The organism is Acinetobacter sp. SWBY1 (assembly GCF_002946595.1).
GTDB lineage: Bacteria > Pseudomonadota > Gammaproteobacteria > Pseudomonadales > Moraxellaceae > Acinetobacter > Acinetobacter towneri.
The window spans coordinates 2,006,001-2,031,292 of record NZ_CP026616.1 but is presented as its reverse complement, the minus strand read 5'-3'; the positions used below and the strand labels follow the sequence as shown (position 1 = coordinate 2,031,292).

Below are 25,292 nucleotides of genomic sequence, written 5' to 3'. Positions count from 1 at the left end.
AAAAAAAATCCCCTGTTTTTGGCAAAAAATAGGGGATTTTTATATTAATTATAAACTTATATATTATAATTATTAAAAGCAACAATACTGCTCATGAACTTGTCATCTTGACCTGTTACTTTAAAAAGATTACATCCTGCGAGCATGACGGTTGCTACAGGTTGGCTGCTGGATGTCTTTCATCATCATTACTAAGAAGGATGGTCACAATGTCAAAAACAATGAAAGCCATGGTCTACCACGGCGCCAATGATATTCGTTTTGAAGAACGCCCACGTCCAGAAATTTTACAACCAACAGATGCCGTGATTCGTCTCACCAAAACTACAATTTGCGGTACTGACTTAGGTATTTGGAAAGGTAAAAACCCAGAAATTCAAGACACTGCAGTTGCCAAGACAGGGCAATTTGATGGCCGTATTTTAGGTCACGAAGGCATCGGGATTGTTGAAGAAGTCGGTTCGGCAGTCAAAAATTTCAAAAAAGGCGACAAGGTGATTATTTCTTGTGTCAGCCGTTGTGGTACTTGTGAAAACTGTCAAAAACAACTCTATGCACACTGCCAAAATGAAGGCGGTTGGATCATGGGATATATGATTGATGGTACTCATGCTGAATATGTCCGTACTCCATTTGCAGACACTTCTTTATATTTGCTGCCTGAAGGTTTAAATGAAGAAGTTGCGGTTTTCTTGTCTGATGTATTGCCAACTTCACATGAAATTGGTGTGCAATACGGCAATGTTAAACCTGGTGATACCATTGCAATTGTGGGTACAGGTCCAATTGGCATGGGTTGTCTGCTTACCGCACAGTTCTATTCTCCTGCACAAATTATCGCAGTCGATATGGACGATAACCGCTTGGCGATGGCAAAAGAGTTGGGTGCAACCTATACCATTAACTCTGCCAAAGAAGATGCGGTACAACGTATTTTAGAGATTACAGGTGGTCGCGGGGTAGACTGTGCCATGGAAGCTGTAGGTGTCGAAGCCACTTGGGATATTTGCCAAAATGTCGTGAAAGAGGGCGGACATATTGCCAATGTGGGCGTACATGGTAAGTCGGTAAATTTTGAGTTAAACAAACTCTGGATTAAAAACCTAACCATCACTACGGGTTTGGTGAATGCCAATACGACAGGCATGCTGTTAAAAACCTGCTGTTCAGGCAAATTGCCTTTAGAAAAACTGGCAACGCACCATTTTAAATTCTCTGAATTTGAAAAAGCCTATGATGTGTTTAAACATGCTTCAGATGAAAATGCCATGAAAGTGATGATTAATTACGAATAATCTTGGCTTTATGCATGATAAAAAAGCCATCTGTATACTTTAGATTGGCTTTTTAATATTTAAACCGTTTTCAATAGAGAGAGGCAAATGACCCTAATACCCTACAAACTAAATTTAGAAAAAGTTTGAATAACCTCTATTTTTATAACCCCGTTGAGATTTTTCAGGCAAGATGGTTTGTTCTAAATCCAAAAGTAAAGCTAAAAATTGCTGTACCGTCTTTTCATCCAAACGATGTGGTAGAAAAACATCAAAGCCGAGCTTTTTAAATAAACTCGAAATTTGACTATGTCTATGCACATATTTCATAGACCATTCTGAAAAATGGACATGCTCAAGTATTTGGTCAGGGAAGCGAAAGACATCACGATGGCGCGGGTCCTGTTGAATACGCTCAAATAATTGCTCGAGCTGCTGTTGTTCACCTTCTAAACACTGAAAAAAATGACCCTCAGCATAATAAAGTACCCCATTAATGTGTTGTGCAGCATTAAATTGACGAGCTGTTGCCAAAATATCACTGATTTCTTGGAGTAAATCATTTTGATGCTCCGCTCGGGTACTGGCATAACACAACCTGATTAACATATCACACTCTTGTTAATGTAAAAGTAGTCATGAAATTAAGATAATAGACTCAAATAATCACTCATTATTTTGTGGTTTTGTTTATTTTTTAATCAATTGTAATTTATGACTGACAATTCAACCTTACGTTTACCACTATGGTGTATGTGTAGCATCTTTTAACATACATTACATTGAAAGTACGGTTTTGGTTTAGTTTTGGAGAAAGTCATGCTCAAAGACGTGCTTACCACATCATTTTTATTAATTGTTTATTTTTGCATGCTGATTGGCTTTCACCGTTTAGGTCTAAATGAAGAAACAAATATACTCATTTCATCTTTTGTATTAGGGCTAAGTTTAAAGCAGTGGGTGAGCTCATTTTTTTTCCACTGGTTTTGTATTGCGCTTATCAGTGGTTTATGTATTGCACTGAATGATTCGGTGATGCTCAAATTCTTCTTATTCAGCATGCTGATTGGAATGCATGCAATACCTTACCTGTTGATCTACTTTAAAAAAGTGTTTGTAGAAAAACAGGTAAGCTCAACTATAGCGATTAAAAAATAATATTTTTTAAGCCACGACATCGGCATATTGTGTATCTGTTTCAAAAGCCGTCTCAATATAAGAGCACACGGGTACAATTTTTAGCTGCTTTTCACGTGCAAAGGCGACCAAAATATCTAATAGCTGACGGGCAACCCCTTGACCCCGTAATGTCAGATCGACCCAAGTGTGATCTGCTAAAATAGTGTGATCATCTTGATATTGATAAGTAATTTCAGCGATATGCCGACCATCTCGTTCAATAAAAAACTCGCCACCGCGTTGGGTTTCTTGATGTTGAATTTGCATAAGTCCACCTATCAAACTAAATCTATTTTTTCAATTTGCCACACTCTTTACGAAATATTGTGCTGAATTTGTACAAATTAAAGTGATTTACCATACAGAATAAATTGCACAACACTTAAAATTATGTAATTCTTTACGCAGATTTAGGCAGCGTCCTAATCCCAAATTATGTTGAACAAGGGGAGTAGCCTCCTCCAAGCGTTAAAATATAACTTTAACGTGTCAGCGTTTCGTCATTACACTTTGCAAAAAGTCGGACGCTGAGCATAGTGCACATACTTGTTGATACAAGTCCGCTCTATGTAGGCAAGACCTTGATCATGTTGTTACAGATGTTTGAAATCATCTGACAACAGGTCAAGGTTTTTTTGTGGCCAGTTGTTGGATGTGGAGATTGTATGGAATCCATCGGCAATTTATGGCTATATCTGGTCTTTTTTGCAATTGTTGCAGTCATGCTCGCCATTGACTTCTTAGGCTTTAAACAAAAAGCAGGCGAATCGGTCAAAGTCAAAACCGCTGCGTATTGGAGTATCGCCTGGGTCAGTGTGGCAGCTTTATTTGGTGGCGGTTTATGGCTGTATCTTAAACACAGCGTTGGGCTAGAAGTCGCCAACACCAAAGTCATGGAATACTTTGCGGGTTATTTGCTGGAAAAATCACTGGCGATTGATAATGTATTCGTTTGGTTGATGATCTTCGCCGCATTCGCCATCCCACCGGGCTTACAGCGTAAAATTTTACTCTACGGCGTACTGGGCGCAATTATTCTCAGAACCATTTTTATTTTTATTGGAGCTTGGTTTGTACAAGAATTCTCCTGGATTTTGTATATTTTTGGCGCATTTTTGGTCTACACAGGCTTTAAATTCTTAAAAGGTCCAGAGCAAGAAGCCAGCAATATTGAAGATATGGCGTTGTTGAAATGGCTACGCAAACACATGCGTATTACCCCAACACTGGAAAAAGATCAGTTTTTTGTGCGCCAAAATGGTGTACTTTGGGCAACGCCATTATTTTTAGTTTTAATTTTGGTCGAAGCATCTGACGTTATTTTTGCCGTGGATTCTATCCCTGCAATTTTTGCCGTGACTACCGATCCGTTTATTGTACTCACTGCAAATCTTATGGCTATTTTGGGCTTACGTGCCATGTTTTTCTTGCTCTCAGGCGCAGCCACTAAAATGCATTATTTACCGTATGGACTGGGTTTAATTTTACTATTTATTGGCTTTAAAATGCTGATGTTAGATGTATTCCACATGCCTATCTGGATTTCACTCGGCTTTATTGTACTCGTACTGACAATCACTGCGTGGTTATCAATTCGACATAGTCGAAAACACCATGAAACCACATTATAAAATTTAACAGTCCTCATCATCGTTGCAAGCCTTCTTTCGAGAGGGCTTTTTTATATCAATTGAGCTAAGTTTTAATTTACCGTACGATAAATTTTATCATACTGCTACAAGCCACATTTAAGGTACAATCTCTTGAAAAAATGAAAAATGTAGGTTGTTTTATGCCATCTCCTGTACAACGCACCGCAATTCGTGGTCGCTTTCTTGATTTCAAAAACTGTACCAGCCAAGCTGATCAAATTTCAGAACAAGTCCGTTATGTAGACGATGGCTTATTAATTTGTGAACAAGGCAAAATTCAGTGGTTTGGTTCATGGCAAGAAGGGCAGGTACAGCTAAACGCCAACACAGAGTTCCAACATTATCCTGACCATCTCATTGTGCCTGGCTTCATCGACACCCATATTCATTTTCCACAGACCGAAATGATTGGCGCGTATGGTGAACAATTACTGGAATGGCTAAATACTTATACTTTTCCGACTGAACTGCAATTTGCAGATAAAGCCTATGCCGATCAGATTGCACATTTTTTTGTGCAGGAATTACTGAAAAATGGCACCACCACAGCTTTGGTGTTTTGTACGGTACATCCTGAATCGGTAGATGCGTTGTTTGAAGCGGCAGCACAACATCAAATGCGTTTAATTGCAGGTAAAGTGCTGATGGATCGGCATGCACCTGAAGCATTGTGTGACAGTGCAGACTCAGGCTATACAGACTCTAAAGCGTTGATTGAAAAATGGCATGGAAAAGGACGTAATCTCTACGCGATTACGCCACGTTTTGCACCGACTTCTAGCCCTGAGCAACTGGCGCGGGCAGGGCAACTTAAAGCCGAATATCCCGATGTTTATGTACATACCCATTTAAGTGAAAATCACAATGAAATTGCGTGGGTGAAACAATTATTTCCAGAGCAAAATGGATATTTAGATGTTTATCATCACTATGGTTTAACAGGTTCACGTTCGGTTTTTGCGCATTGTGTGCATTTAGAAGAACATGAATGGCAATGTCTGCATCATACCGATTCTGCAATTGCCTTTTGTCCAAGCTCCAATTTATTTTTGGGCAGCGGTTTATTTCCGCTGCATAAAACTTGGGAGCGACAGGTGAAGGTCGGTTTAGGTACAGATATTGGCGCAGGCACCACGTTTAATGTACTGCATATCCTCAATGAAGCCTATAAAGTACAACAACTGCAAGGGGCAAAACTCTCTGCTTTTGAAGCGTTGTATCACGCCACATTAGGTGCTGCCAAAGCTTTGGACTTAGACGATAAGCTGGGGAATTTTAAGGTAGGCAAAGAAGCCGATTTTGTGGTGCTGGATTTAAATGCCACCGCTTTACAACGCTTACGACAACAACGTTCCAAACATCTTGAAGATGCATTATTTGCCCTCATTACTTTAGCAGATGACCGTAATATTCATGCGACCTATATTTATGGACAACGTGCCTACTACCAACCCAATCAAAACTCAGCAGCAGGTGGCTAAACCTGCGCAATCCTCGTATATAAAACCCATCGGATGGGCAATGCTGATACTCGGTTGTGCTTTGTTGTTACGCTCAGATTCTCACTCAGCACAAAAATGATGCTATTTTAACCATGCAAGCACGTGCAACATCGCGCAAGATATATTAAAATTAGCGCATATTTTGGGGTGTTGCAGGTCAACACCTTTTTTATTTTTGCTTTTTAGGTATCTACCCATGACAGTTGAAATGCAGGTTTTGATTTCTGCAGAAGAAATCCAAACAAAAGTTCAGGAACTTGGTCAAAAAATTAATGCTCACTATGCCAATAGCGACAAAGAGTTGGTTTTAATTGGCTTATTACGTGGTTCTGTATTGTTCATGGCAGATTTATGCCGCACCATTCAAAAGCCGCATGAACTGGATTTTATGACTGTATCCAGCTACGGCGGAGGTACTGTGTCATCGCGTGATGTGAAAATTTTAAAAGATTTGGATGGTGAAATTCGCGGTAAAGATGTCTTGGTGGTTGAAGATATTATCGACTCGGGCAACACCCTAAATAAAGTGATGGAAATTTTGCAAACCCGTGAGCCAAATTCAATTGAGCTGTGTACCTTAATTAGCAAGCCATCACGCCGTGAAATTGAGCTTGAAGTTAAATTTATGGGCTTTGAAATTGAAGATAAGTTTATTGTCGGTTATGGCTTGGATTATGACCAAAAATATCGTCATATTCCGTTTATTGGCGAAATTGGCTTATAAAACAAATACGCCTCGCTTTAAAAAAGTGATCGTTTCAGATTACTTTTTTTTATGGCTGAAATTTGCATTTCATCTATCTAACAGGACAAAAACACTACATGCTGTAGCATTATTCGACTATTTTCCTTGGGATTTTTCGGCAAAGATAAGTCTGAAACATGATGTAAAACATAAACAAAGATAACAAGGAGCTGCTCATGTGGTCATTAATTGTCGCAATTGTGGTGGGTTTTATTGCAGGTCTAATCGCCCGCGCGATTCATCCTGGAGATGATAAAGCAGGGTTTATTGTCACCACCTTACTTGGGATTGCAGGGTCTTTATTGGCAACCTATGCAGGGCGTATGATGGGATTGTACGGTGATGGTTCTGCCGCAGGCTTTATTGCCTCCATCATTGGTGCGCTGATTATTCTATTTATTTATAATACGTTCATGAAAAAATCGCGTGCTTAAATCCTGTATTAACGACTGTAATTTTTCAGTCAAACATCTTCTCTCTCAATAAAAAAACCGCCTAAAAATTGAGGCGGTTTTTTTATATCTACTTCGCAATCACAAATTTCAGGTTTGCTCCGATACACACTACACAATTTTAGTTGCCAATATCAGATAAAAAATTAGCCGTTCTTAAAGACCAAATTCTTTAAAAATCTGTTCAATTTGTGCCGCAGGATATGCTCCCATAACTTTAAAGCCATTCGAGAAAATAATCGCAGGCGTACCGTTTACACCTAAACGATGCGCTAAAACAATGTTGCGCTCCACAGGGTTGGCACAACTGCTTTGACTTGTAGGCAATTGTGCTTTTGTGATCAGGTTTTCCCAAGCAAGAGCAGGGTTTTTCTCACAATACACCTGTTTAGATGGCGCAACAGATTGCGCTTTTAACGGCAAAATAAAGGTATAGATTGTAATGTTGTCCAGCTTTTTCAGTTCAGCCTCAAGCTGTTTACAATATGGGCAATTTGGGTCAGAAAAGATCGCAATCTGACGTTTTCCCGTACCTCGCACACTTTTGATCGCATCTTGTAACGGTAACTTTTTCCAATCCACACTGTTTTGTTGGATCAATAAATCTTTGGTTAAGTTATGCTGATCCTTTAAACGAATCATTGAACCCGCCAAAATATGTTGCGCATCTTCATTCAAATACACCACTTGACCATCCATAGAGGCGCTATAAATACCTTTCATTTCTGTGGCTTGAATATTATCTAATTTCAGTTGCGGATGCTGTTGTTTGACATTTTTACTAACCGTTGCAACATCGGCCATGCTCACGGCGCTGCATAATCCCATTAAGGCAGCTAAACTCAATTGTTTAATCATGTGTTTCATCTAAAAGTAAATTTAGCCTGATTCTAAGCTGAAAGCTGCACAGAATTCAGTATTTTTAAGCCAGAATTACGCAATTGCTACAACTCGTTTTTGCTATGCAACGCTTTAGGTTTCACGTGGAACATTCAAGCCTGATGGCGGATTAATTTCTACTGAAATATGCACAATTTCTTCATGAATGGCGAGGGCGGTGCGGACTTGATCTGCGTCTAAATCGTGTGCGGTTTCCAATGCCAAAATACAGGAAAATTTACCCTGTCCGACTTTCCAAACATGCAAGTCTGTGATCATCACACTGACTGGTAACTCTGCAATCACTTCACGAATTTCATCCACCACAGGATGATCCATTTCTGCATCCAGCAATGTTTTCCCTGTTTCCTGCATCAAACCTATCGCCCAACGCGCCACTAAAATTGAACCAACAATACCTAACAGTGCATCTAGAAAATCCCAGCCCCAATATTTACCCGCAATTAAAGCAATAATCGCAAAAATTGAAGTCACCGCATCTGCCACCACATGCATAAAGGCGGCTTTTTGATTCAGGTCATGGCTGTCATGCGTATGCTCATGATGGTGATGGTGATGGTGATCATCTTCATGTAATAACCATGCACAAATCAAATTGATCAATAACCCTAAAATTGCAATTGGAATAGCTTGGTTATACTGAATATCGACAGGAAAAAATAAACGCTCGATAGAGTGAATTGCCATAAATGCAGCCACCACCACCAATAAAATGGCACTGCTATAGCCAGCTAAAATTTCAATTTTCCATGTACCAAAACTAAACCGCGTATCGGCTGCATAATGACGTGCTGCCCGATAGGCAAAATAAGCCAAACCTAGCGCCAGCATGTGTGAACTCATGTGCCAGCCATCTGCCAGCAAAGCCATGGAATGAAAAATCCAGCCACCCAAGATTTCCAAGAACATCATGACAGCCGTCAGCAAAGCCGCATATAATATTTTATTCTGCGCCAGCGGATTGCCTTGATCGAATTGATGTGGATGGATACGATGAGAGTGTTGCTGACGCATAATGGGAAATCATTGTTAAATATACTCTCCTAGAGTATATAGAAATTGAGGTGATGTGTTGGGTCATTTACATACAGATAAGAAAATTTTAAATCGCGTCAAACGTCTACAAGGGCAAATTGGGGCAGTGGAACAAGCACTTCACAATCCTGATCATGGCTGTATTGAAGTTTTACAACAAGTCGCAGCCATTAAAGGTGCGGTCAATGGTTTGATGAATGAGTTAATCGAATCGCATTTACGCCATCATGTGATTGGTGATCAATGCGCGATTGATGAACATGAACTGGAAGAGTTTATGAAACTGCTAAAACGCTATGCTTAAACACAAATAGGCTTGACCAGATTCAAGGCTTGTCTTTACACTGAGTGACATTTCTCACTATATGAGACTAAACTCAACAGTTTAGCCATCAATCGAGTTTTTTATGACTCAATCTCAATCTTGGCATCCTTTCGTGATGATCAGCCTCGCCCTGATTATTGGCACCATGGGCACGGCACTTGCAAGCCCGCTGTATCCAATTTATCAGGAATTGTGGCAGCTTTTACCCAGCCATATCACCTTTATTTTTGTGGCGTATATGCTCGGTTGTTTGGCTACCTTGCTCTTTTTAGGGCGTACCAGCAACAGTATCGGCTTCTTAAAAACCTTAGAATTGGGTTTAGTGATCATCACCCTCGGACTGATTCTGTCTATGTTTGCCACCAATGCACTTTGGCTTGCTTTGGGGCGTTTTGTGATTGGAATTGCTTCAGGTCTTATGACTACATCGGCGTTAATTGGCTTAATGTGGAGTATCCCCGAATCACATAAAGCACATGCGCCACAGCTCAGTTCAGTCATTACCGCAGTCGGGTTTGGCTTAGGTCCTTTGCTCGGTGGTGGTGTGGCACAATTTTCAGCAGCGCCTTTGTTTAGTCCATATATTCCTGTCATTTTGGGTGCAGTACTGTGTTTTATTGGATTGTTACGTTTAGCACCGCCTGAATTTACGCCACAAGCCTTCTCGATTGCCCCAAAATTAGAACGCCCAGAACCACGCTTTCATGCAGAATTTTATATTACAGGTTTAACCGCATTCTGTGCCTTTGCTGCCTTTAGTTTATTTGCTTCGCTCTCTCCCTCTTTTGTGCAAGTGATTATTCCGTGGCACGGGCCTTTGGTCAGTGGTTTGGCCATCACCTGTATTTTGCTGATTTCAGCGCTGGTGCAGTATTTTTCTAAAGCCATTCCTGCACAAAAATGTCTAAATTATGGGCTGTATTTGCTGTTATTGAGTTTATTGGTACTCGGTTTATGCATGTATTTACACTGGAGTTTTCTATTTTTTGTGAGTGATGTGCTGCTAGGCATAGGACACGGGTTGGCATTGATTGGCGCTTTTGGTTTAATTCATGCCATGACCAATCTGCAGAATCGTGCTGCAGTGATGTCGACCTATTTATTTGTGGGCTATTTAGGCACGATTCTGCCAATTATTGCAGTCGGTTATCTGGCCGATCATTTCGGTTTAACCACCGCCGTACTTAGCTTTTGTGCAGCCATCTGCTTACTGTGTGGCTACATCATTATTTGGTATCGCCAATTGCAGAACAAACCTGTTTTAGGATGAAGTTTCATCTAAACGACAAACTAAAATCAGGACAAGGTTTGGATCAGCTGAGTTTATTCAAATATTCAAACTTTGTAGATGACTAGGACTATGTCTTCTGTTTGATCTCAAACTCAGCAGCCATTATTTTTCATTGATGGTTTGATGCTCTACCTCTTTGATCAAAAAATAATTCTAAAAAGTCCGAATGACAGCAATGATCGCCAATTTAATCTTGATCTACCTTAGTGGCTAAAATGTCTGCAGCCAACTGAAATTCAAGCGACGTCGCAAGCCAATCCCCAAAACATTAACGTGCAGTACGCCCTGATTTTAACTGAACCAACACCAATAAAGTTTTAAGTAGACCAATCATCACACAAATCACAGAAATGGCTTCAAGTGACAATTGCAGAAAATGAACCGAAGAAATGAGTATTTCACGTAAAAATACCAGTTCAAACATCCAAAAATCTCCATCAGAGATTTCATCTCGTGCGTTTAGGATTTTATTGAGCGCCAATCTTTAATTATTTTCTCATCATAGCTTCAAATGCTGCGGTTTAAAAAGTCTTGAGTGATTTGAACCAACGCTTGTGACTAAAATGATACTAAAACAATTTACAAAGTGCTTTTTTAAAAAAAATTATAGTAAATACCAGAAAAATAAAAAAAGCACTAAGCTATTAAAAGTTAATGCTATTTTTTTTATATTAATACTTACTTGAGTGTATTGGAATATGGGCTAAAAGTGAGATTACTTTCCTATGCAGAAGGATCCAAAAATTTTTCCCAACAAATCATCTGCAGAGAAGTCGCCAGTGATTTCACCCAAAGCATTCTGCGCAAGACGTAACGACTCGGCCACTAATTCCCCCGCATGAAAGACCACCAATTGCTCACGTGCCTCAGCCAAATACTGCTGGGTGCGCTTCATTGCGTCTAAATGACGGGTACGTGCAATAAAGGTATCTTCTTCAGGCTGAAAGCCTGCATGCGCTGTAATCGCCTCTATGAGCGATTGAACACCTGTTTCTTGTTTGGCCGACACAGTAATATGTCTAAACCCTTTAAAATCTGAAATTGTAGCTTGTACACCAGTTAAATCACATTTATTGCCAATCAACATCAAACGCTTCGGTTCAATATGTTCCGCAAAATAATGCTGTGCCAATTGCAACGGATCTTCGTTTTGGCTCAAGTCATAGACCAATAACAATAAATCTGCCTGTTCAATTTCTTTAATCGCACGGCGAATCCCTTCCTGTTCCACAATATCCCCTGTTTCACGTAAACCTGCGGTATCGGTCAGGGTAATTGGTAAGCCATTCAGGGTAATTTTTTCATGCAATACGTCACGAGTAGTCCCTGCAATATCGGTCACAATCGCACGTTCAATACCCGCCAAGGCATTGAGTAAGGAAGATTTACCTGCATTCGGTTTGCCCGCAATCACCACCTGCAGACCTTCACGCAACAATTGTCCCTGACGCGCAGATTGTTGCACAGCAGTCACTGAAGTAGCCACTTCATCTAGCAAATTAAGGATTTTCCCATCGGCCAAAAAGTCAATTTCTTCTTCAGGAAAATCAATAGCAGCTTCAACATGCAAACGTAAATGAATTAACTGTTCTAGCACAGTATTCACTTTGGTGGAAAAAGCCCCTTGAAGGGAACGCACTGCAGAACGCGCAGCGGCTTGTGAAGTGGCATCAATTAAATCGGCAATGGCTTCGGCCTGTACCAAATCCAGCTTGCCATTTTCAAAGGCGCGCATCGAAAATTCACCCGCTTTGGCAGCTGTTGCACCGAGTTCCAGTAAACGTGCCAATAAAGCATTTTGAATCACTGGGCCACCATGCCCTTGTAGTTCCACCACATCTTCGCCAGTAAATGAATGAGGATTTGGGAAACAAATCACCAAACCTTCATCCATGACTTCATTGGCTGCATCGTAAAACTGGCGAAAACCTGCGTAACGTGCTTTGGGTAAGTCTTTTTGGGTCAAGGCTGCGGCAATCGCATAGGCTTTGGATCCCGACAGGCGAATCACCCCCACACCACCACGGCCAGGTGGAGTCGCGATTGCGGCAATGGTGCTGCGGTTATACATAAAATTCACCTAAAACTTTCAAAATATATGCAAAGAAAAATCCGCCTAAGATTACCATCTTAAGCGGATTTATTCAGCAGCTCAGCCATACTTAATTGACTGGAGTTGCCTCTTCTCGTTTAGCGCGGTCTTTTTCAACACTTTTGTTGATCAAGCTTTGCTGCAAAATCGTAATCAAGTTGTTGACAATCCAGTACAGAACTAGACCTGCAGGGAAGAACAATAAGAATACGGTAAATACCACAGGCATAATGCGGAAGATTTTTGCCTGCATTGGATCTGTTGGCTGTGGGTTCAACATTTGTTGAACATACATGGTCACACCCATCAACAATGGCAAGATAAACCAAGGGTCCATTGCCGATAAGTCTTGAATCCAACCTAACCACGGTGCATGGCGTAACTCTACCGATTCCATCAATACCCAGTACAAGGCAAGGAAAATTGGCATTTGTAGTAACAATGGCAAACAACCTGACAGTGGATTCACTTGTTCACGTTTATAAAGTGCCATCATTTCTTGCGAGAAACGCATACGGTCTTCGCCAAATTCTTCTTTCATGCGCTGCATTTCTGGTGCAATCACACGCATTTTCGCCATAGAACGATAGCTCTTAGACGATAACGGCCAAAGAATCAGTTTGACAAGAACGGTTAATAAGATGATTGACCAACCCCAGTTGCCCACTAAACCATGGAAGAATTGCAAACCAATAAACAATAATTTTGCAATTGGCCATAACCAGCCATAATCCACAGTTTGGTTCAAACCTGTCGCCAAATCTTTCAATTCAGACTGAATTTTTGGACCAGAGTAGAAGGTCGCATCAACTTCTGCCACCGTACCTGCAGGGACATTAATGGTTGGCGAGGTAAAACCAATGATGTTCATTTCATCGCTAGATTTACGTGATTCCAACTTCGCTGCATACGGTTGACCATCGGCCTGCGTCAATTTTAACTGCCCCGGAACCCATGCACTCACGAAATAGTGCTGAACCACGGCCACCCAACCACCTGTTGCATCGACATTCAATTTTTCGTCATTAAAATTGTCAAATTTCAACTTGTTGTAGTGTTCTTCAGGTGTTCCCCATGCGCCGCCAAGGAAAGTACCCAAGGTAAAAATACCTTGATCTGACTTGCCTGGATCATCTGAATTATCACGTTTCAACTGACCAAACATCTGACCTTGCCAGTTTTGGCTGCTGCGGTTAATCACTTTGTGATTCACCAGCACAGGATATTCACCTTCAGTAAAACTAAAGGTTTTAATGATTTCTACACCATCGGCAGTTTTATATACCATTGGGACAGTTAAAGTTTTAACTGTTTCACCCGCTTTATTTTTGCTTTCTTTGGCATCGGCTAAGCTATAAGTCGATTTTTCAATTTCATAGCTTGGGCGGCCATTACGGCTACTGTCTGGACCATTCAGCCCGATTAACCCAGATTGCGCGACATAGGTGCGCTTAGCATCGCTTTCCAGCATGACGAAAGGATCGTCACTGTCTTTATTTTTGTCATGATTGAGTAATTCAACACGAACAATATCACCACCTTTCGGATTGATCCAAAGATGATAAAGGTCAGTTTGTACTGAAATAAGCTGCTGACTTACAGGTGCTGTGGCATCAGTTGTTTGCTGTGCAGGAATATTTGCTTGCGGTACATCAGAAGCTGCTGTAGCCGTTTGGGCATTCGGCAAATCTGCAGACACTTCATGTGAAACAACGGCAGTTTTTTGCTGCGGTGCTGTTTCAGCATTTCCATAATCTTTTTGCCACGCCAAAATGAGCAAATATGCGACGACAAACATGGCCCCGAGAATTGCAAACCTGGCCCATTGTTGCATATCTATTACCCCAAGTGGTTAGAGTGATTTTGGTTCAATAAACGATCACGAAAGGGTACAGTAATGTGATGCGTTTGAGAATCTATTTGCTGAAATGAAATAAAACGAATGACTTTTGGCGGCACCGGATCATAGCCCGAACCACCCCACGGATGACAACGACAAATACGTTTTGTAGCCAGCCACACACCACGTACAGCACCATGCGTATGGACTGCTTCCAAAGAATATTGAGAACATGTTGGAATATAGCGACAGCGTGGTCCCAATAAAGGACTAATCGCGATCTGATAGAAACGTATCAACCAATGCAGTAAAAGTACCATTGGCCATCTCTACTTTTGTGGGGAGGGAGCTATTTTTGAATGCTTTTTGGCGAGACGTTGTAACTTCTGCCAAGCAAATTGTAATTGCTGATGCAATTCCGCATTAGATACCGTATCTACCCCAACTTTGGGCATTACCACAATATCTAAGTCATTTAATTGCTGTTGGTGTAAGCGAAAACTTTCGCGAGCAAGTCGTTTTACTCGATTTCGTTCGTGTGCACGACGCACTTTCTTTTTTGCAACGACAAGACCCAAACGGCTATTCGGCAGTTCGGAATGTTTTGCAAGAAATAAGAAATGGGGTTGATGCACTTTAAAAAGCGCACCATCAAACACACCTTTATAATCGGCAGCACAGCGTAATCTCAACTCTGTGCTGAAGCTATAAAGTGTTGTCATAACACCCAAGAGTCGGTTCAGCGTGACTGTATTAAACAGTTAAGCTGTGACGACCTTTTGCACGACGGCGAGCCAATACTTGACGACCAGCTTTAGTAGCCATACGAGCACGGAAACCATGAACGCGCTTACGCTTTAATTCAGATGGTTGAAATGTACGTTTCATATCGAAACTCCAAAAATGATCTTTCTATAAAGGTCCGCGATTTTAGTGCTCATTGCTTGAGCTGTCAATGAAAAACACGGTTTCTTGCAAAATAAGCCTAAATTTTTCTTTTTAACAAGTTTTCGCTCAATTGACTGGTTGATCATACAAATTAAAGTATACACAAGATAAGTAATTGTTTATGCTTGACTAATAAGTTATTAACAGTATTATTCACATAATTATCCACAAGCTTATTCTGTTTAATTTTAAAATTTTCGGTTTTGAATTTAAATTTAAACTCAGATTGAATTATCCACAGTTGCAACGTTTCTTATAAATAAATTCAAATTTATAAATTTAAATTTATTACTATTAGGGACGCATTTTTCTGTTGAAAACCCACTTTTTCTATTATAAAACAAAATTTTGAATTGTGGATATCTGTGTTTCTATAATTTTAATACTATGTGGATAACTTTGTGCTATATTTTATCCACACCTTGCGGATAAACTTATCCACACCACGTTTCAAATTTAAATTCAGGTTTAATGATTCCTTTTTTGAGCAATTTTGCTGATTTTGTCATGACAGATGTGGATAACTTGGTTAGAATGGCGACCCGCTCAGGCGGTCGAGAGAAGTTTTAAATTTAAAAATGGATTAGATAGGGGTTTCACATGCTTTGGACGGACTGCTTAAATCGCTTGCGACAAGAGCTCTCTGGAAATGTCTTTACAATGTGGATTCGCCCATTGGTGGCAGAAGAAGTTGAAGATACATTAAAACTTTATGCGCCTAATCCTTATTGGACGCGTTACATTCAAGAACATCATCTGGAATTGATTACTATTTTGGCAGAGCAGTTGTCTGAGGGACGCGTGCGTAAGGTCGAAATTTTAGTCGATTCGCGTCCAGGTGCAATTTTATCGGCCAGTGAACAACCTGCTACCACTACTGCTGCGCTGGAATCTAGCCCTGCGCCTGTGGCCAAGCCTAAACGTGAAAAAGAAGAAAGTTCTGCAAAAAGCCGTAAACGCCAACTCAATCCGTTATTTACCTTTTCCTTATTTGTGGAAGGTCGTTCTAACCAAATGGCTGCGGAAACCTGTCGCAAGGTATTGACCCAATTGGGGGCTTCACAGCACAACCCATTATTTTTGTATGGCCCAACAGGTTTGGGTAAAACTCACTTGATGCAAGCGGTGGGCAATGCTTTGTTGCAAGCCAAACCGAATGCACGGGTGATGTACATGACTGCAGAAAGTTTTGTGCAGGATTTTGTCAGCTCTTTGCAGCAGGGCAAGGTTGAAGAATTTAAGAAAAACTGCCGCTCTTTAGATTTGTTATTGGTGGATGACATTCACTTATTGGCAGGTAAAGAAGCCAGTTTGGTCGAGTTTTTCTATACCTTTAACGCTTTATTGGATGAATCTAAACAGATTATTTTGACTTCAGACCGTTATCCAAAAGAATTAACCGAATTGGATGCACGTTTGGTGTCACGTTTTTCTTGGGGCTTATCAGTCGGGGTAGAACCGCCAGATATTGAAACCCGAATTGAAATTTTATTAAAGAAAGCTGAAAGCAGCGCCGTAGATTTACCACGTAACTGTGCTTTATTTATTGCCCAGCAAGTGGTGGCCAATGTGCGTGAACTTGAAGGTGCACTCAATAAAGTGGTGGCAATTTCCCGTTTTAAAGGCACCCCAATCGATCTAGATGTGGTACGTGAATCTTTAAAAGATGTCTTGGCAATTCGCGCACGTACCATCAGTACCGAAAATATTCAGCGAGTCGTGAGTGAATATTTCCGTATTCCGCTCAAAGAATTGGTGGGGCCAAAACGTACCCGTATTTATGCGCGTCCACGTCAGTTGGCAATGGGCTTGGCACGTGAGCTGACAGGCGACAGTTTCCCTGAAATTGGTATGGCATTTGGTGGGCGAGATCACAGTACCGTGATGCATGCCTGCGAAAAAGTACAAAGCCTGCGCGAAGAAGATCCGATCTTTAACGAAGACTATAAAAACCTGCAACGATTGTTGCAAAGTTGACCGAATTTGCTCAAATTCTGTTCTTGCCATGCGGCAGCTTTTGCCGCATAGTACACTGCTAAAAAACCTATTTTATACTCCAATCTTCAGTTGTTAGAGGAATGTACCGTGCGTTTAAAAATCGCGAAAGAAAGCTTACTGAATGTTCTGTCACATGTCGTAGGAGCGGTTGAACGTCGCCATACCTTAAATATTTTATCCAATGTCAAAGTTCAGGTGACTGAGCAAGCCTTAACCATTACTGGTTCGGACTTGGAAGTGGAATTGGTTGCCAGTACGAATCTGACTGAAGGGGCATGTTTACAGGCAGGGGAAACCACAGTGCCTGCACGTAAACTGATGGATATTTGTAAATCTTTACCAAGCGCAGCTTTGATTGATTTGCAAATCACTGAAGATCAGCGCTGTATTTTAAAATCGGGCAATAGCCGCTTTGTATTAGGTACTTTGCCTGCGGAAGATTATCCATTATTGGCTACAGAAAATGCTCAAGGTACGCAAGTGACGGTTACTGAGCGTGAGCTGAAGCGTTTGTTTGAAAAAACTGCGTTTGCGATGGCAGTGCAGGATGTACGCTTTTATTTAACGGGTACTTTGTTAGAAATTGATGAAAACCAATTGCGTGCTGTGACCACAGATGGTCACCGTTTGGCCTTGTGTGAAACAGCGGCATCTTCGACAGCTACTCAATTAATTCAAGCCATTGTGCCGCGTAAAGCTGTGGCTGAATTGCAGCGTTTGCTGAGCATTGAAGATGAACAACTGGCACTTTTAATTGGGCGTGAATTGCTGAATGTGACCATTCGCACCCCAAGCCGTGACAAAGAACAAGCAGAAATTACCGTGCGTTTTACCACTAAATTAATTGATGGTAAGTTCCCAGATTATCGCCGTGTGATTCCACGTGGTGGTGATAAAAACGTGCTGATCGCGCATGATGTATTTAAACAATCTTTACAGCGTGTGGCGATTTTAAGTAATGAAAAATTGCGTGGCGTATTCCTGAATTTTAGTGCGGACACCTTGCAATTACGTGCCAATAACCCAGAACAAGATGAAGCAATTGAAGATTTAGCGATTCAATATGCCGATTCACCGTTAGAAATGTCATTTAACGCACAGTATTTATTGGACGTATTAGGGGCATTGGATGGCGATGATGTATCGATGACCATGACCGAAGCCAATCAATCGGTATTGGTACAAGATCCAGCACATCAAGATCAAACCTATGTTGTGATGCCAATGCGTGTTTAAGTGAGCGGTTTATTTCAAGATTAAATCTAGCTGAATCATGCATATTACGCGTTTACATATCGAGCGTGTTCGGAACTTAAAAGCGGTTGCACTTCATGAGTTGCAGCCGTTTAACGTCTTTTATGGGCAAAATGGTTCGGGTAAAACCTCGATTTTAGAAGCGATTCATTTATTGGCGACAGGGCGTTCTTTTCGCACCCATATTCCTAAAAATTACATTCAGAACAGTAGCCAAGATGCGATTGTATTTGCTCAGTCATTGACTGAAAAAATTGGCATGCAAAAAATGGCATCGGGTGAGCAGTTGATTAAGGTCAATGGCGACCCTGTTGCGACCCAAGGGCAATTGGCTAAAATTCTGCCTTTACAACATATTGATCCACTCAGTACCGATATTATTGACCATGGTGCAAAACCACGACGGCAACTGTTGGACTGGTTGATGTTCCACGTGGAACCAGAGTTTTATCACGCTTGGCAATATTATTCACGTGCCTTAAAACAACGTAATAGTTTGCTTAAATCACAGCGACATTTAAGTCTGTCGGACTTGGAACCGTGGAACAAAATGCTCAGTGATTATGGTGAGATTTTGCATCGGCAGCGTTTGGGAACGGTGGAACAATGGCAGCAATTTTTTGCACAAGATTTACAGTATTTATTGCCTGATTTACACATTAGTCTGGAATACAGCGCAGGCTTTCATACCGAAACAGGCTTGTTGAATGATCTGTGCAATTATCATCAAAAAGATGTGGAACGTCGCTATACCGAATATGGGCCACACCGCGCCGATTTACGCTTAAAAACCCCAATGGGTGATGCCGATGTGGTGCTGTCACGTGGGCAGAAAAAGCTATTGATTATGGCATTAAAACTGTCACAGATTGCAATGCTGCATGCGTCTAATAAGGAAACTGTGGTATTATTAGATGATCTGACAGCAGAATTAGATTTAAGCGCACAACAACGTTTAATTGAACGATTAAGCCAATTGGGTAGTCAAGTTTTTATTACCACTTTAGATCATCAATCCGTGCAACAACACTTACAAGCGTTGTCGATTCCTTATCGCTTATTTCAGGTCGATCACGGAACGGTGCAGGCTGTTGAGCAATAATTTTTTTATCTTTGGATAGACCTATTTTTCACTAGGGAGAAACCATGAGTTCAGAAGATCAATCTGTCTCTACTACAGAACAAACCAATGAAAAGGCTTATGATTCCTCTAGTATCAAAGTATTGCGTGGCCTAGATGCTGTTCGTAAACGCCCAGGCATGTATATCGGTGATACAGATGATGGTACAGGTTTGCATCACATGGTGTTCGAGGTAGTCGATAACGCTATTGATGAAGCTTTGGCGGGTCATTGTGATGAAATTTTGGTGACTATCCATGAAGATGAATCTGTCAGCGTATCTGACAATGGTCGTGGTATCCCAACCGATATTCACCCTGAAGAAGGTGTCTCTGCAGCAGAGGTCATTCTGACCATTCTGCACGCAGGTGGTAAGTTTGATGACAACAGTTATAAAGTGTCGGGCGGTTTGCACGGCGTTGGTGTGTCGGTGGTCAATGCTTTATCGAGTAAACTTGAATTAACGATTAAACGCGCGGGTCAAATTCACCAACAGGAATACCGCCATGGTGATCCACAATATCCTTTAAAAGTAGTGGGCGACACTGAGCAATCAGGTACGACTGTGCGTTTTTGGCCAAGTGCTGAAACCTTTAGCCAAACCATTTTTAATGTGGATATTTTGGCACGCCGATTGCGTGAATTGTCTTTCTTAAACGCGGGCGTGCGTATTGTATTGCGTGATGAACGTGTTAATTTAGAACATATTTTTGACTATGAAGGTGGTTTGTCTGAATTTGTGAAATATATCAATGCAGGCAAAACCCATCTGAATGAAATTTTCCATTTCACGACACAGGCTGAAAACGGAATTACCGTAGAAGTTGCTTTGCAGTGGAATGATTCCTATCAGGAAAACGTACGTTGCTTTACCAATAACATTCCACAAAAAGACGGTGGAACGCACTTGGCAGGCTTCCGTGCTGCGCTAACCCGTGGGTTAAACAACTACATGGAAAGCGAAAATATCCTGAAAAAAGAAAAAGTCGTGGTGTCGGGTGATGATGCACGTGAAGGTTTAACCGCGATTGTGTCGGTCAAAGTGCCAGATCCAAAATTCTCATCACAGACCAAAGAAAAATTGGTATCGAGTGAAGTGAAACCTGCTGTTGAGCAGGCCATGAATAAATCTTTCTCTGAATATTTATTGGAAAATCCACAAGCGGCAAAATCCATTGCGGGTAAAATTATTGATGCAGCGCGTGCCCGTGATGCGGCGCGTAAAGCCCGTGAAATGACGCGCCGCAAGAGTGCTTTGGATATTGCAGGTTTGCCTGGTAAATTGGCTGACTGTCAGGAAAAAGACCCTGCATTATCTGAATTATATCTAGTCGAGGGTGACTCTGCAGGTGGTTCGGCTAAACAAGGTCGTAACCGTAAAATGCAGGCAATTTTGCCACTGAAAGGTAAAATCCTGAACGTGGAACGTGCCCGTTTTGACAAGATGATTTCATCGGCAGACGTAGGTACTTTAATTACCGCTTTGGGCTGTGGTATTGGTCGTGAAGAATATAACCCAGACAAACTGCGTTATCACAAAATCATCATCATGACCGATGCTGACGTAGATGGTTCACACATTCGTACCTTGCTATTGACCTTCTTCTTCCGTCAAATGCCAGAATTGGTTGAGCGTGGTCATATTTATATCGCACAGCCACCATTGTATAAGCTGAAAAAAGGCAAGCAGGAACAATACATCAAAGATAACGATGCTTTAGAAACCTATTTAATTTCTAATGCGATTGATGAATTGGAGCTGCATGTGAGTGCTGATGCACCTGCAATTCGTGGTGAGGCTTTAGCCAAAGTCATTGCTGATTATCAAACTTCACAAAAGAGTTTGAGCCGTTTAACGCTGCGTTATCCTGCAAGTCTGTTGGATGGTTTATTAGAATTAGATGCCTTTAAAATTGATCAAGCAGCAGATCAGGCGTATGTACAACAATGGGGCGAGCAATTACGTCAAAGCATTGAACGATTACAGCCAGGTTTGCGTCCTGAATTAAGCATCGAACAGTTTGAAAAAGAAGATGCGGATGGTCAAAAATCTGCAACGTATTGGCCACGAATCACGGTATATGTGCACAACTTGCCCCATACTTATTTACTAGATACAGGTTTGCTGGGTTCAGCTGAATATGCACGTTTGCTGAAAAATTCAAAAAGCTGGTTTACGCTGCTTGAAGAAGGTGCGTATTTGGAAAAAGGCGAACGTAAAATTACGGTCAACAATTTCCATCAAGTGTGGCAACACATTTTGCAGGACTCGCGTCGCGGCATGATGATTCAGCGCTATAAAGGTTTGGGTGAGATGAATGCGGAACAACTTTGGGAAACCACGATGGACCCAGAAAACCGCAATATGTTGCAAGTCACCATTGATGATGCCATTGAAGCAGACCGCATGTTCTCTTGCTTAATGGGCGATGATGTAGAACCACGTCGTGCCTTTATTGAAGAAAATGCCTTAAATGCAGATATTGACGCTTAATTCGTCCAAATCATCCGCATAACCATAAGCACTCTACGGAGTGCTTTTTTATGTTTGGCTTTTGTTGTTGTCGTGATTCATCCAAATAACTTTTATAAAACTGACTTATTGTTCTGTCATGCTGAGCTACATTAAGCCAAAAATATAGGAGAATCATTAAGATGGATAATCAATTAGAACAAGCACGTGATGCATGGGTGAATGCTTTTTTTACTGGCAATGTGGAGCTGTTAGCACACTATGAAGATGACGATTTTAAAGTCGTTTATACGGCAGAATCACGTGTGGAAAATCGTGAAACACGTTATGCCACAATTCAGCATGCAATTAAAAATGGGGTATGGAAGCCACAAAAACCCAATGTCGATTCTGAAGAATATGCATTTGACCGTGAGCAGGTTAACTGTCGGATTCAAATTGGTTTGGCGGATGATCAAGGGTATATTCAAGAAATCTGGCGCTATATTCAGGGCTGGAAAATACAAGAATTATGTATTAGCAAAGCAAAAATTACTGCCGAGTAGCAGCGATTTTCTGTGAATCACTGAGATTCAATGACTCAAAATAACCATGAAAGAATGGATTGATTTGGCTTTAATTAGAGTTTTGAATTTAAAATAACAGTTAGTTTGAGTTGTGGATAACTAAGTTTTTTGCTTTTAAATTTAAATTGTAGATTTTGAATTTAAAAATCACACTGAGTTTTAAATTCAAAACTTCTTGCTTGGTAGCTATGCTGTCTTACTTTTATTCAGGGTGGGGGTGTCATACAACTATGCTGTGGTGCAAGATTGATAAGTAAAAATAAACAAACGCAGAGAGTGACTTAAATTTCTTTGCGTGGTTATTGTGAAGATAAACTAAAGATTAAAACTATTACGAATGTGTCTTATAAGTATGGAACATACACAATGCATATTCTACGAAATATGATGAGATTTAACCCTATTTAGCATAGCGTTAAAATCTCATCGGTATGGCTATTCAAAGCTACTTTCGAGTTCTTCCAATTCCATCATCAATTCAAGCATTTGTTCTTCTGCCTGCGCCAATTTGGTTTTCAGATCATTTTGCTCATTCATGAGTTTGAGCAAATCATCTTTACGGTTGGCATCGTAAAGGGCAGGATCTGCCAGTTCGGTTTCAATTTCAGTCAGACGCGGTTGAATTTTTTCAATTTGCGCTTCGTATTTTTCAATATTTTTACGAATAGGGCGAGTTTGTTCACGGCGTTGTGCTGCCAGTTTGCGTTGAGCTTCTTTATCTACTTTGACTAGGTTAGTTTTGTTCTCAACCACTGGACTTGGATTGGATGGAGCTGTGTTGGATGTACCTTGCTTAAGCATGTCTGCACGAGCTTGGCGTAACCATTGGGCATAATCTTGTAAATCGCCTTCAAATTCTGTGCATTGTCCTGCATGAACCAAGAGTAAGTCATCGCAGACACTGGCAATTAATTGACGTTCATGTGACACCAATACCACTGCACCTTCATAATCCTGTAATGCCATGGTTAAGGCATGTCGCATATCTAAGTCTAAATGGTTGGTCGGTTCGTCCAGAATCAGTACGTTAGGACGTTGCCAGACAATTAAAGCCAAAGCCAAACGTGCACGTTCACCTCCTGAAAAACTTTCACAAGGCGTGTCCATACGTTCGCCACTAAAACCAAAACTGCCTAAAAAGGCGCGTAAAGTGGCTTCGCTGATTTTTTTATCGGCAATGCGTGCCAGTTGTAGCATCGGGCTGGCGCTATCATCCAAAGCATCCATTTGATGCTGTGCAAAATAGCCAATATTGAGTAATTCTGAGGCTTTGCGAGTACCTGCCAATAACGCCAATTCACCCACTAAGGATTTAATTAAGGTCGATTTACCTGCGCCGTTCATCCCCAATAAACCAATACGACTGGTCGGGGTAATTTGTAGGTTAATTTTGCTGGCAATCACTTTGTCTGCATAACCAATGCTGACTTGTTCCAAGGTCAGTAAGGGTGAGCTCATTTTGGTCGGTTCACGGAAACTAAAGGTAAATGGTGTATCTACATGCGCAGGGGCAAGCAATTGCATGCGTTCCAATTGCTTGATACGGCTTTGTGCCTGCCGTGCTTTGGTGGCTTTGGCTTTAAAACGATCAATATATTTTTGTAAATGTGCACGGGTTTCTAATTGTTTTTCATACGCTTGTTGATGTTGTGCCAAGCGTTCACTGCGTGTGGTTTCAAAGGTTGAATAATTGCCTGTATATAAAGTCAGTTCACTATTTTCAATATGTAAAATATGATCGGTAATGGCATCTAAAAAATCACGGTCATGGGAAATCAGCACCAAAGTTCCCGCATAGGCTTTAAGCCAGTCTTCTAACCATAAAATTGCATCTAAGTCTAAGTGGTTGGTTGGTTCGTCCAGTAATAATAATTCGGAGCGACTCATTAAGGTACGCGCCAAATTTAAACGCATGCGCCATCCACCAGAAAAACTACTGACCGCCAAGCTGTTTTGATGTTCCATAAAACCTAAACCTGCCATCAGTTGTGCGGCTTTGGCGGGTGCGGTATAGCCATGAATTTCATCAAAACGACCATGCAAATGTGCAAGTTGGTCATTATTTAATTGTTCAGGATGTTGCAGTTGTTGTTGAATGTTCCAGTATTCTTCATCACCCGACAGCACAAAATCAATCGCAGGCAAATCCAATGCTTTAACTTCCTGTGCCATGTGCGCCACAGTCCAGCCTTGCGGACGGCTCAACGTACCTTCGTCTGGGGTTAAACTACCTAAAAGCGCAGCAAATAAACTGGATTTTCCTGCACCATTGACACCTGTAAGACCGACTTTCCAGCCTGGATGGATTTGCATAGACGCTTTTTGAAATAAAACACGTCCACCGCGGCGTAAAGAAACTTGGTCAAGTTGAATCATGGTGTTTACTGGTCACAACAAAAGTTGGGCATATTCTAATGGAAGCCCACCAGAAAACAAAAATAAGCCCAGTTTTATTTGTGATTTGCGAAAAATCTCTCTTGTGATGTTTAAAAATTATGATCTAACAACAGGCTTTTTTTATGACTTTGTAAACAAGCACAAAATACGTGCATGTTGGAAATGATCTTTATTTTGATCTAAATCTATAAAATATAAGTGAATTATGAAATAAAAATGATCGCTTAAATAAGGCAGTATAAGGTTTT

The 25,292-nt window shown here is 41.0% G+C and carries 24 protein-coding genes and 1 pseudogene; 13 read left to right on the top strand and 12 right to left on the bottom strand.

All coding sequences use genetic code 11. From position 1 onward, the window contains the following. Positions 1 to 209: 209 nt before the first annotated feature. A complete protein-coding gene (locus C3Y93_RS09855; protein ID WP_104852789.1) occupies positions 210 to 1,295 on the top strand; it encodes a zinc-dependent alcohol dehydrogenase family protein in 1,086 nt (361 codons plus the stop codon). 114 nt (positions 1,296 to 1,409) lie between these two features. Here C3Y93_RS09855 and C3Y93_RS09850 read toward each other — a convergent pair whose 3' ends face one another. After that, positions 1,410 to 1,883: a BLUF domain-containing protein gene (locus C3Y93_RS09850; RefSeq protein WP_104852788.1), complete on the bottom strand. Its 474-nt coding sequence runs from the start codon at positions 1,881 to 1,883 to the stop codon at positions 1,410 to 1,412. 210 nt (positions 1,884 to 2,093) lie between these two features. Here C3Y93_RS09850 and C3Y93_RS09845 point away from each other — a divergent pair, with 210 nt between their 5' ends. Beyond that, the gene (locus C3Y93_RS09845; RefSeq protein ID WP_104852787.1) at positions 2,094 to 2,432 is read left to right on the top strand and encodes a hypothetical protein; all 339 of its coding nucleotides are present in this window, start codon (positions 2,094 to 2,096) and stop codon (positions 2,430 to 2,432) included. Between the two features lie 6 nt (positions 2,433 to 2,438). Here the strand turns inward: C3Y93_RS09845 and C3Y93_RS09840 are convergent, their stop codons facing one another. Then, on the bottom strand, positions 2,439 to 2,720 hold the full coding sequence (locus tag C3Y93_RS09840) for a GNAT family N-acetyltransferase (protein ID WP_004969793.1): 282 nt from the start codon (positions 2,718 to 2,720) through the stop codon (positions 2,439 to 2,441). A 398-nt stretch (positions 2,721 to 3,118) separates the two neighbouring features. Between C3Y93_RS09840 and C3Y93_RS09835 the strand changes: the two genes are divergently transcribed. From C3Y93_RS09835 to C3Y93_RS09820, 4 genes are all read left to right on the top strand, one after another. Continuing rightward, complete coding sequence (locus tag C3Y93_RS09835) at positions 3,119 to 4,084, top strand: TerC family protein (protein WP_104852786.1); 966 nt, start codon at positions 3,119 to 3,121, stop codon at positions 4,082 to 4,084. A 161-nt stretch (positions 4,085 to 4,245) separates the two neighbouring features. Continuing rightward, on the top strand, positions 4,246 to 5,586 hold the full coding sequence (guaD, locus tag C3Y93_RS09830) for a guanine deaminase (RefSeq protein WP_104853270.1): 1,341 nt from the start codon (positions 4,246 to 4,248) through the stop codon (positions 5,584 to 5,586). A 217-nt stretch (positions 5,587 to 5,803) separates the two neighbouring features. Further along, positions 5,804 to 6,331: a hypoxanthine phosphoribosyltransferase gene (gene hpt, locus C3Y93_RS09825; RefSeq protein ID WP_004969787.1), complete on the top strand. Its 528-nt coding sequence runs from the start codon at positions 5,804 to 5,806 to the stop codon at positions 6,329 to 6,331. Between the two features lie 197 nt (positions 6,332 to 6,528). Then, positions 6,529 to 6,786: a GlsB/YeaQ/YmgE family stress response membrane protein gene (locus C3Y93_RS09820; RefSeq protein ID WP_004969785.1), complete on the top strand. Its 258-nt coding sequence runs from the start codon at positions 6,529 to 6,531 to the stop codon at positions 6,784 to 6,786. A 174-nt stretch (positions 6,787 to 6,960) separates the two neighbouring features. Here C3Y93_RS09820 and C3Y93_RS09815 read toward each other — a convergent pair whose 3' ends face one another. Both C3Y93_RS09815 and dmeF read right to left on the bottom strand, forming a co-directional pair. Continuing rightward, a complete protein-coding gene (locus tag C3Y93_RS09815) occupies positions 6,961 to 7,608 on the bottom strand; it encodes a DsbC family protein (RefSeq protein ID WP_372238852.1) in 648 nt (215 codons plus the stop codon). Between the two features lie 168 nt (positions 7,609 to 7,776). Beyond that, entirely contained in the window at positions 7,777 to 8,718 is a 942-nt protein-coding gene (gene dmeF, locus C3Y93_RS09810) for a CDF family Co(II)/Ni(II) efflux transporter DmeF (RefSeq protein WP_104852784.1), read from the bottom strand. A 58-nt stretch (positions 8,719 to 8,776) separates the two neighbouring features. Between dmeF and C3Y93_RS09805 the strand changes: the two genes are divergently transcribed. Both C3Y93_RS09805 and C3Y93_RS09800 read left to right on the top strand, forming a co-directional pair. Next, positions 8,777 to 9,043, top strand: coding sequence for a metal/formaldehyde-sensitive transcriptional repressor (locus C3Y93_RS09805; protein WP_004969779.1), 267 nt, complete (start codon positions 8,777 to 8,779; stop codon positions 9,041 to 9,043). A gap of 103 nt (positions 9,044 to 9,146) precedes the next feature. Beyond that, the gene (locus C3Y93_RS09800; protein ID WP_171287397.1) at positions 9,147 to 10,334 is read left to right on the top strand and encodes an MFS transporter; all 1,188 of its coding nucleotides are present in this window, start codon (positions 9,147 to 9,149) and stop codon (positions 10,332 to 10,334) included. Positions 10,335 to 10,542: 208 nt separating this feature from the next. On the opposite strand, the pseudogene C3Y93_RS14515 reads toward C3Y93_RS09800, so the two are convergent. The 7 genes and pseudogenes from C3Y93_RS14515 to rpmH form a co-directional block, all read right to left on the bottom strand. Further along, positions 10,543 to 10,590 (bottom strand): annotated as a pseudogene (locus C3Y93_RS14515) (hypothetical protein); the annotation flags it as partial. A gap of 33 nt (positions 10,591 to 10,623) precedes the next feature. Continuing rightward, entirely contained in the window at positions 10,624 to 10,779 is a 156-nt protein-coding gene (locus tag C3Y93_RS14465) for a hypothetical protein (RefSeq protein WP_228153763.1), read from the bottom strand. A gap of 291 nt (positions 10,780 to 11,070) precedes the next feature. After that, positions 11,071 to 12,426: a tRNA uridine-5-carboxymethylaminomethyl(34) synthesis GTPase MnmE gene (gene mnmE / locus C3Y93_RS09790; protein ID WP_104852782.1), complete on the bottom strand. Its 1,356-nt coding sequence runs from the start codon at positions 12,424 to 12,426 to the stop codon at positions 11,071 to 11,073. 91 nt (positions 12,427 to 12,517) lie between these two features. Further along, positions 12,518 to 14,281, bottom strand: coding sequence for a membrane protein insertase YidC (gene yidC, locus C3Y93_RS09785; protein ID WP_004969769.1), 1,764 nt, complete (start codon positions 14,279 to 14,281; stop codon positions 12,518 to 12,520). Positions 14,282 to 14,286: 5 nt separating this feature from the next. Next, positions 14,287 to 14,607 (bottom strand): membrane protein insertion efficiency factor YidD, encoded by a 321-nt coding sequence (yidD, locus tag C3Y93_RS09780; protein ID WP_004969767.1) that lies wholly within the window; start codon positions 14,605 to 14,607, stop codon positions 14,287 to 14,289. A gap of 9 nt (positions 14,608 to 14,616) precedes the next feature. Beyond that, entirely contained in the window at positions 14,617 to 15,009 is a 393-nt protein-coding gene (gene rnpA, locus C3Y93_RS09775; RefSeq protein WP_104852781.1) for a ribonuclease P protein component, read from the bottom strand. Positions 15,010 to 15,040: 31 nt separating this feature from the next. Continuing rightward, positions 15,041 to 15,175: a 50S ribosomal protein L34 gene (gene rpmH, locus C3Y93_RS09770; protein ID WP_000831329.1), complete on the bottom strand. Its 135-nt coding sequence runs from the start codon at positions 15,173 to 15,175 to the stop codon at positions 15,041 to 15,043. Positions 15,176 to 15,835: 660 nt separating this feature from the next. Here rpmH and dnaA point away from each other — a divergent pair. From dnaA to C3Y93_RS09745, 5 genes are all read left to right on the top strand, one after another. Further along, positions 15,836 to 17,212: a chromosomal replication initiator protein DnaA gene (dnaA, locus tag C3Y93_RS09765; RefSeq protein WP_004969761.1), complete on the top strand. Its 1,377-nt coding sequence runs from the start codon at positions 15,836 to 15,838 to the stop codon at positions 17,210 to 17,212. Between the two features lie 108 nt (positions 17,213 to 17,320). Next, on the top strand, positions 17,321 to 18,469 hold the full coding sequence (gene dnaN, locus C3Y93_RS09760; RefSeq protein WP_004969759.1) for a DNA polymerase III subunit beta: 1,149 nt from the start codon (positions 17,321 to 17,323) through the stop codon (positions 18,467 to 18,469). A gap of 37 nt (positions 18,470 to 18,506) precedes the next feature. Then, positions 18,507 to 19,589 carry a DNA replication/repair protein RecF gene (gene recF, locus C3Y93_RS09755; RefSeq protein WP_004969757.1) on the top strand — a complete coding sequence of 361 codons (1,083 nt, stop codon included), beginning with the start codon at positions 18,507 to 18,509 and terminating at the stop codon, positions 19,587 to 19,589. A 44-nt stretch (positions 19,590 to 19,633) separates the two neighbouring features. Further along, a complete protein-coding gene (gene gyrB, locus C3Y93_RS09750) occupies positions 19,634 to 22,102 on the top strand; it encodes a DNA topoisomerase (ATP-hydrolyzing) subunit B (protein WP_104852780.1) in 2,469 nt (822 codons plus the stop codon). A gap of 161 nt (positions 22,103 to 22,263) precedes the next feature. Next, a complete protein-coding gene (locus C3Y93_RS09745; protein ID WP_104852779.1) occupies positions 22,264 to 22,626 on the top strand; it encodes a hypothetical protein in 363 nt (120 codons plus the stop codon). A gap of 456 nt (positions 22,627 to 23,082) precedes the next feature. On the opposite strand, the gene C3Y93_RS09740 is transcribed toward C3Y93_RS09745, so the two are convergent. After that, positions 23,083 to 25,023 (bottom strand): ATP-binding cassette domain-containing protein, encoded by a 1,941-nt coding sequence (locus tag C3Y93_RS09740; protein ID WP_104852778.1) that lies wholly within the window; start codon positions 25,021 to 25,023, stop codon positions 23,083 to 23,085. Between the last annotated feature and the right edge of the window lie 269 nt (positions 25,024 to 25,292).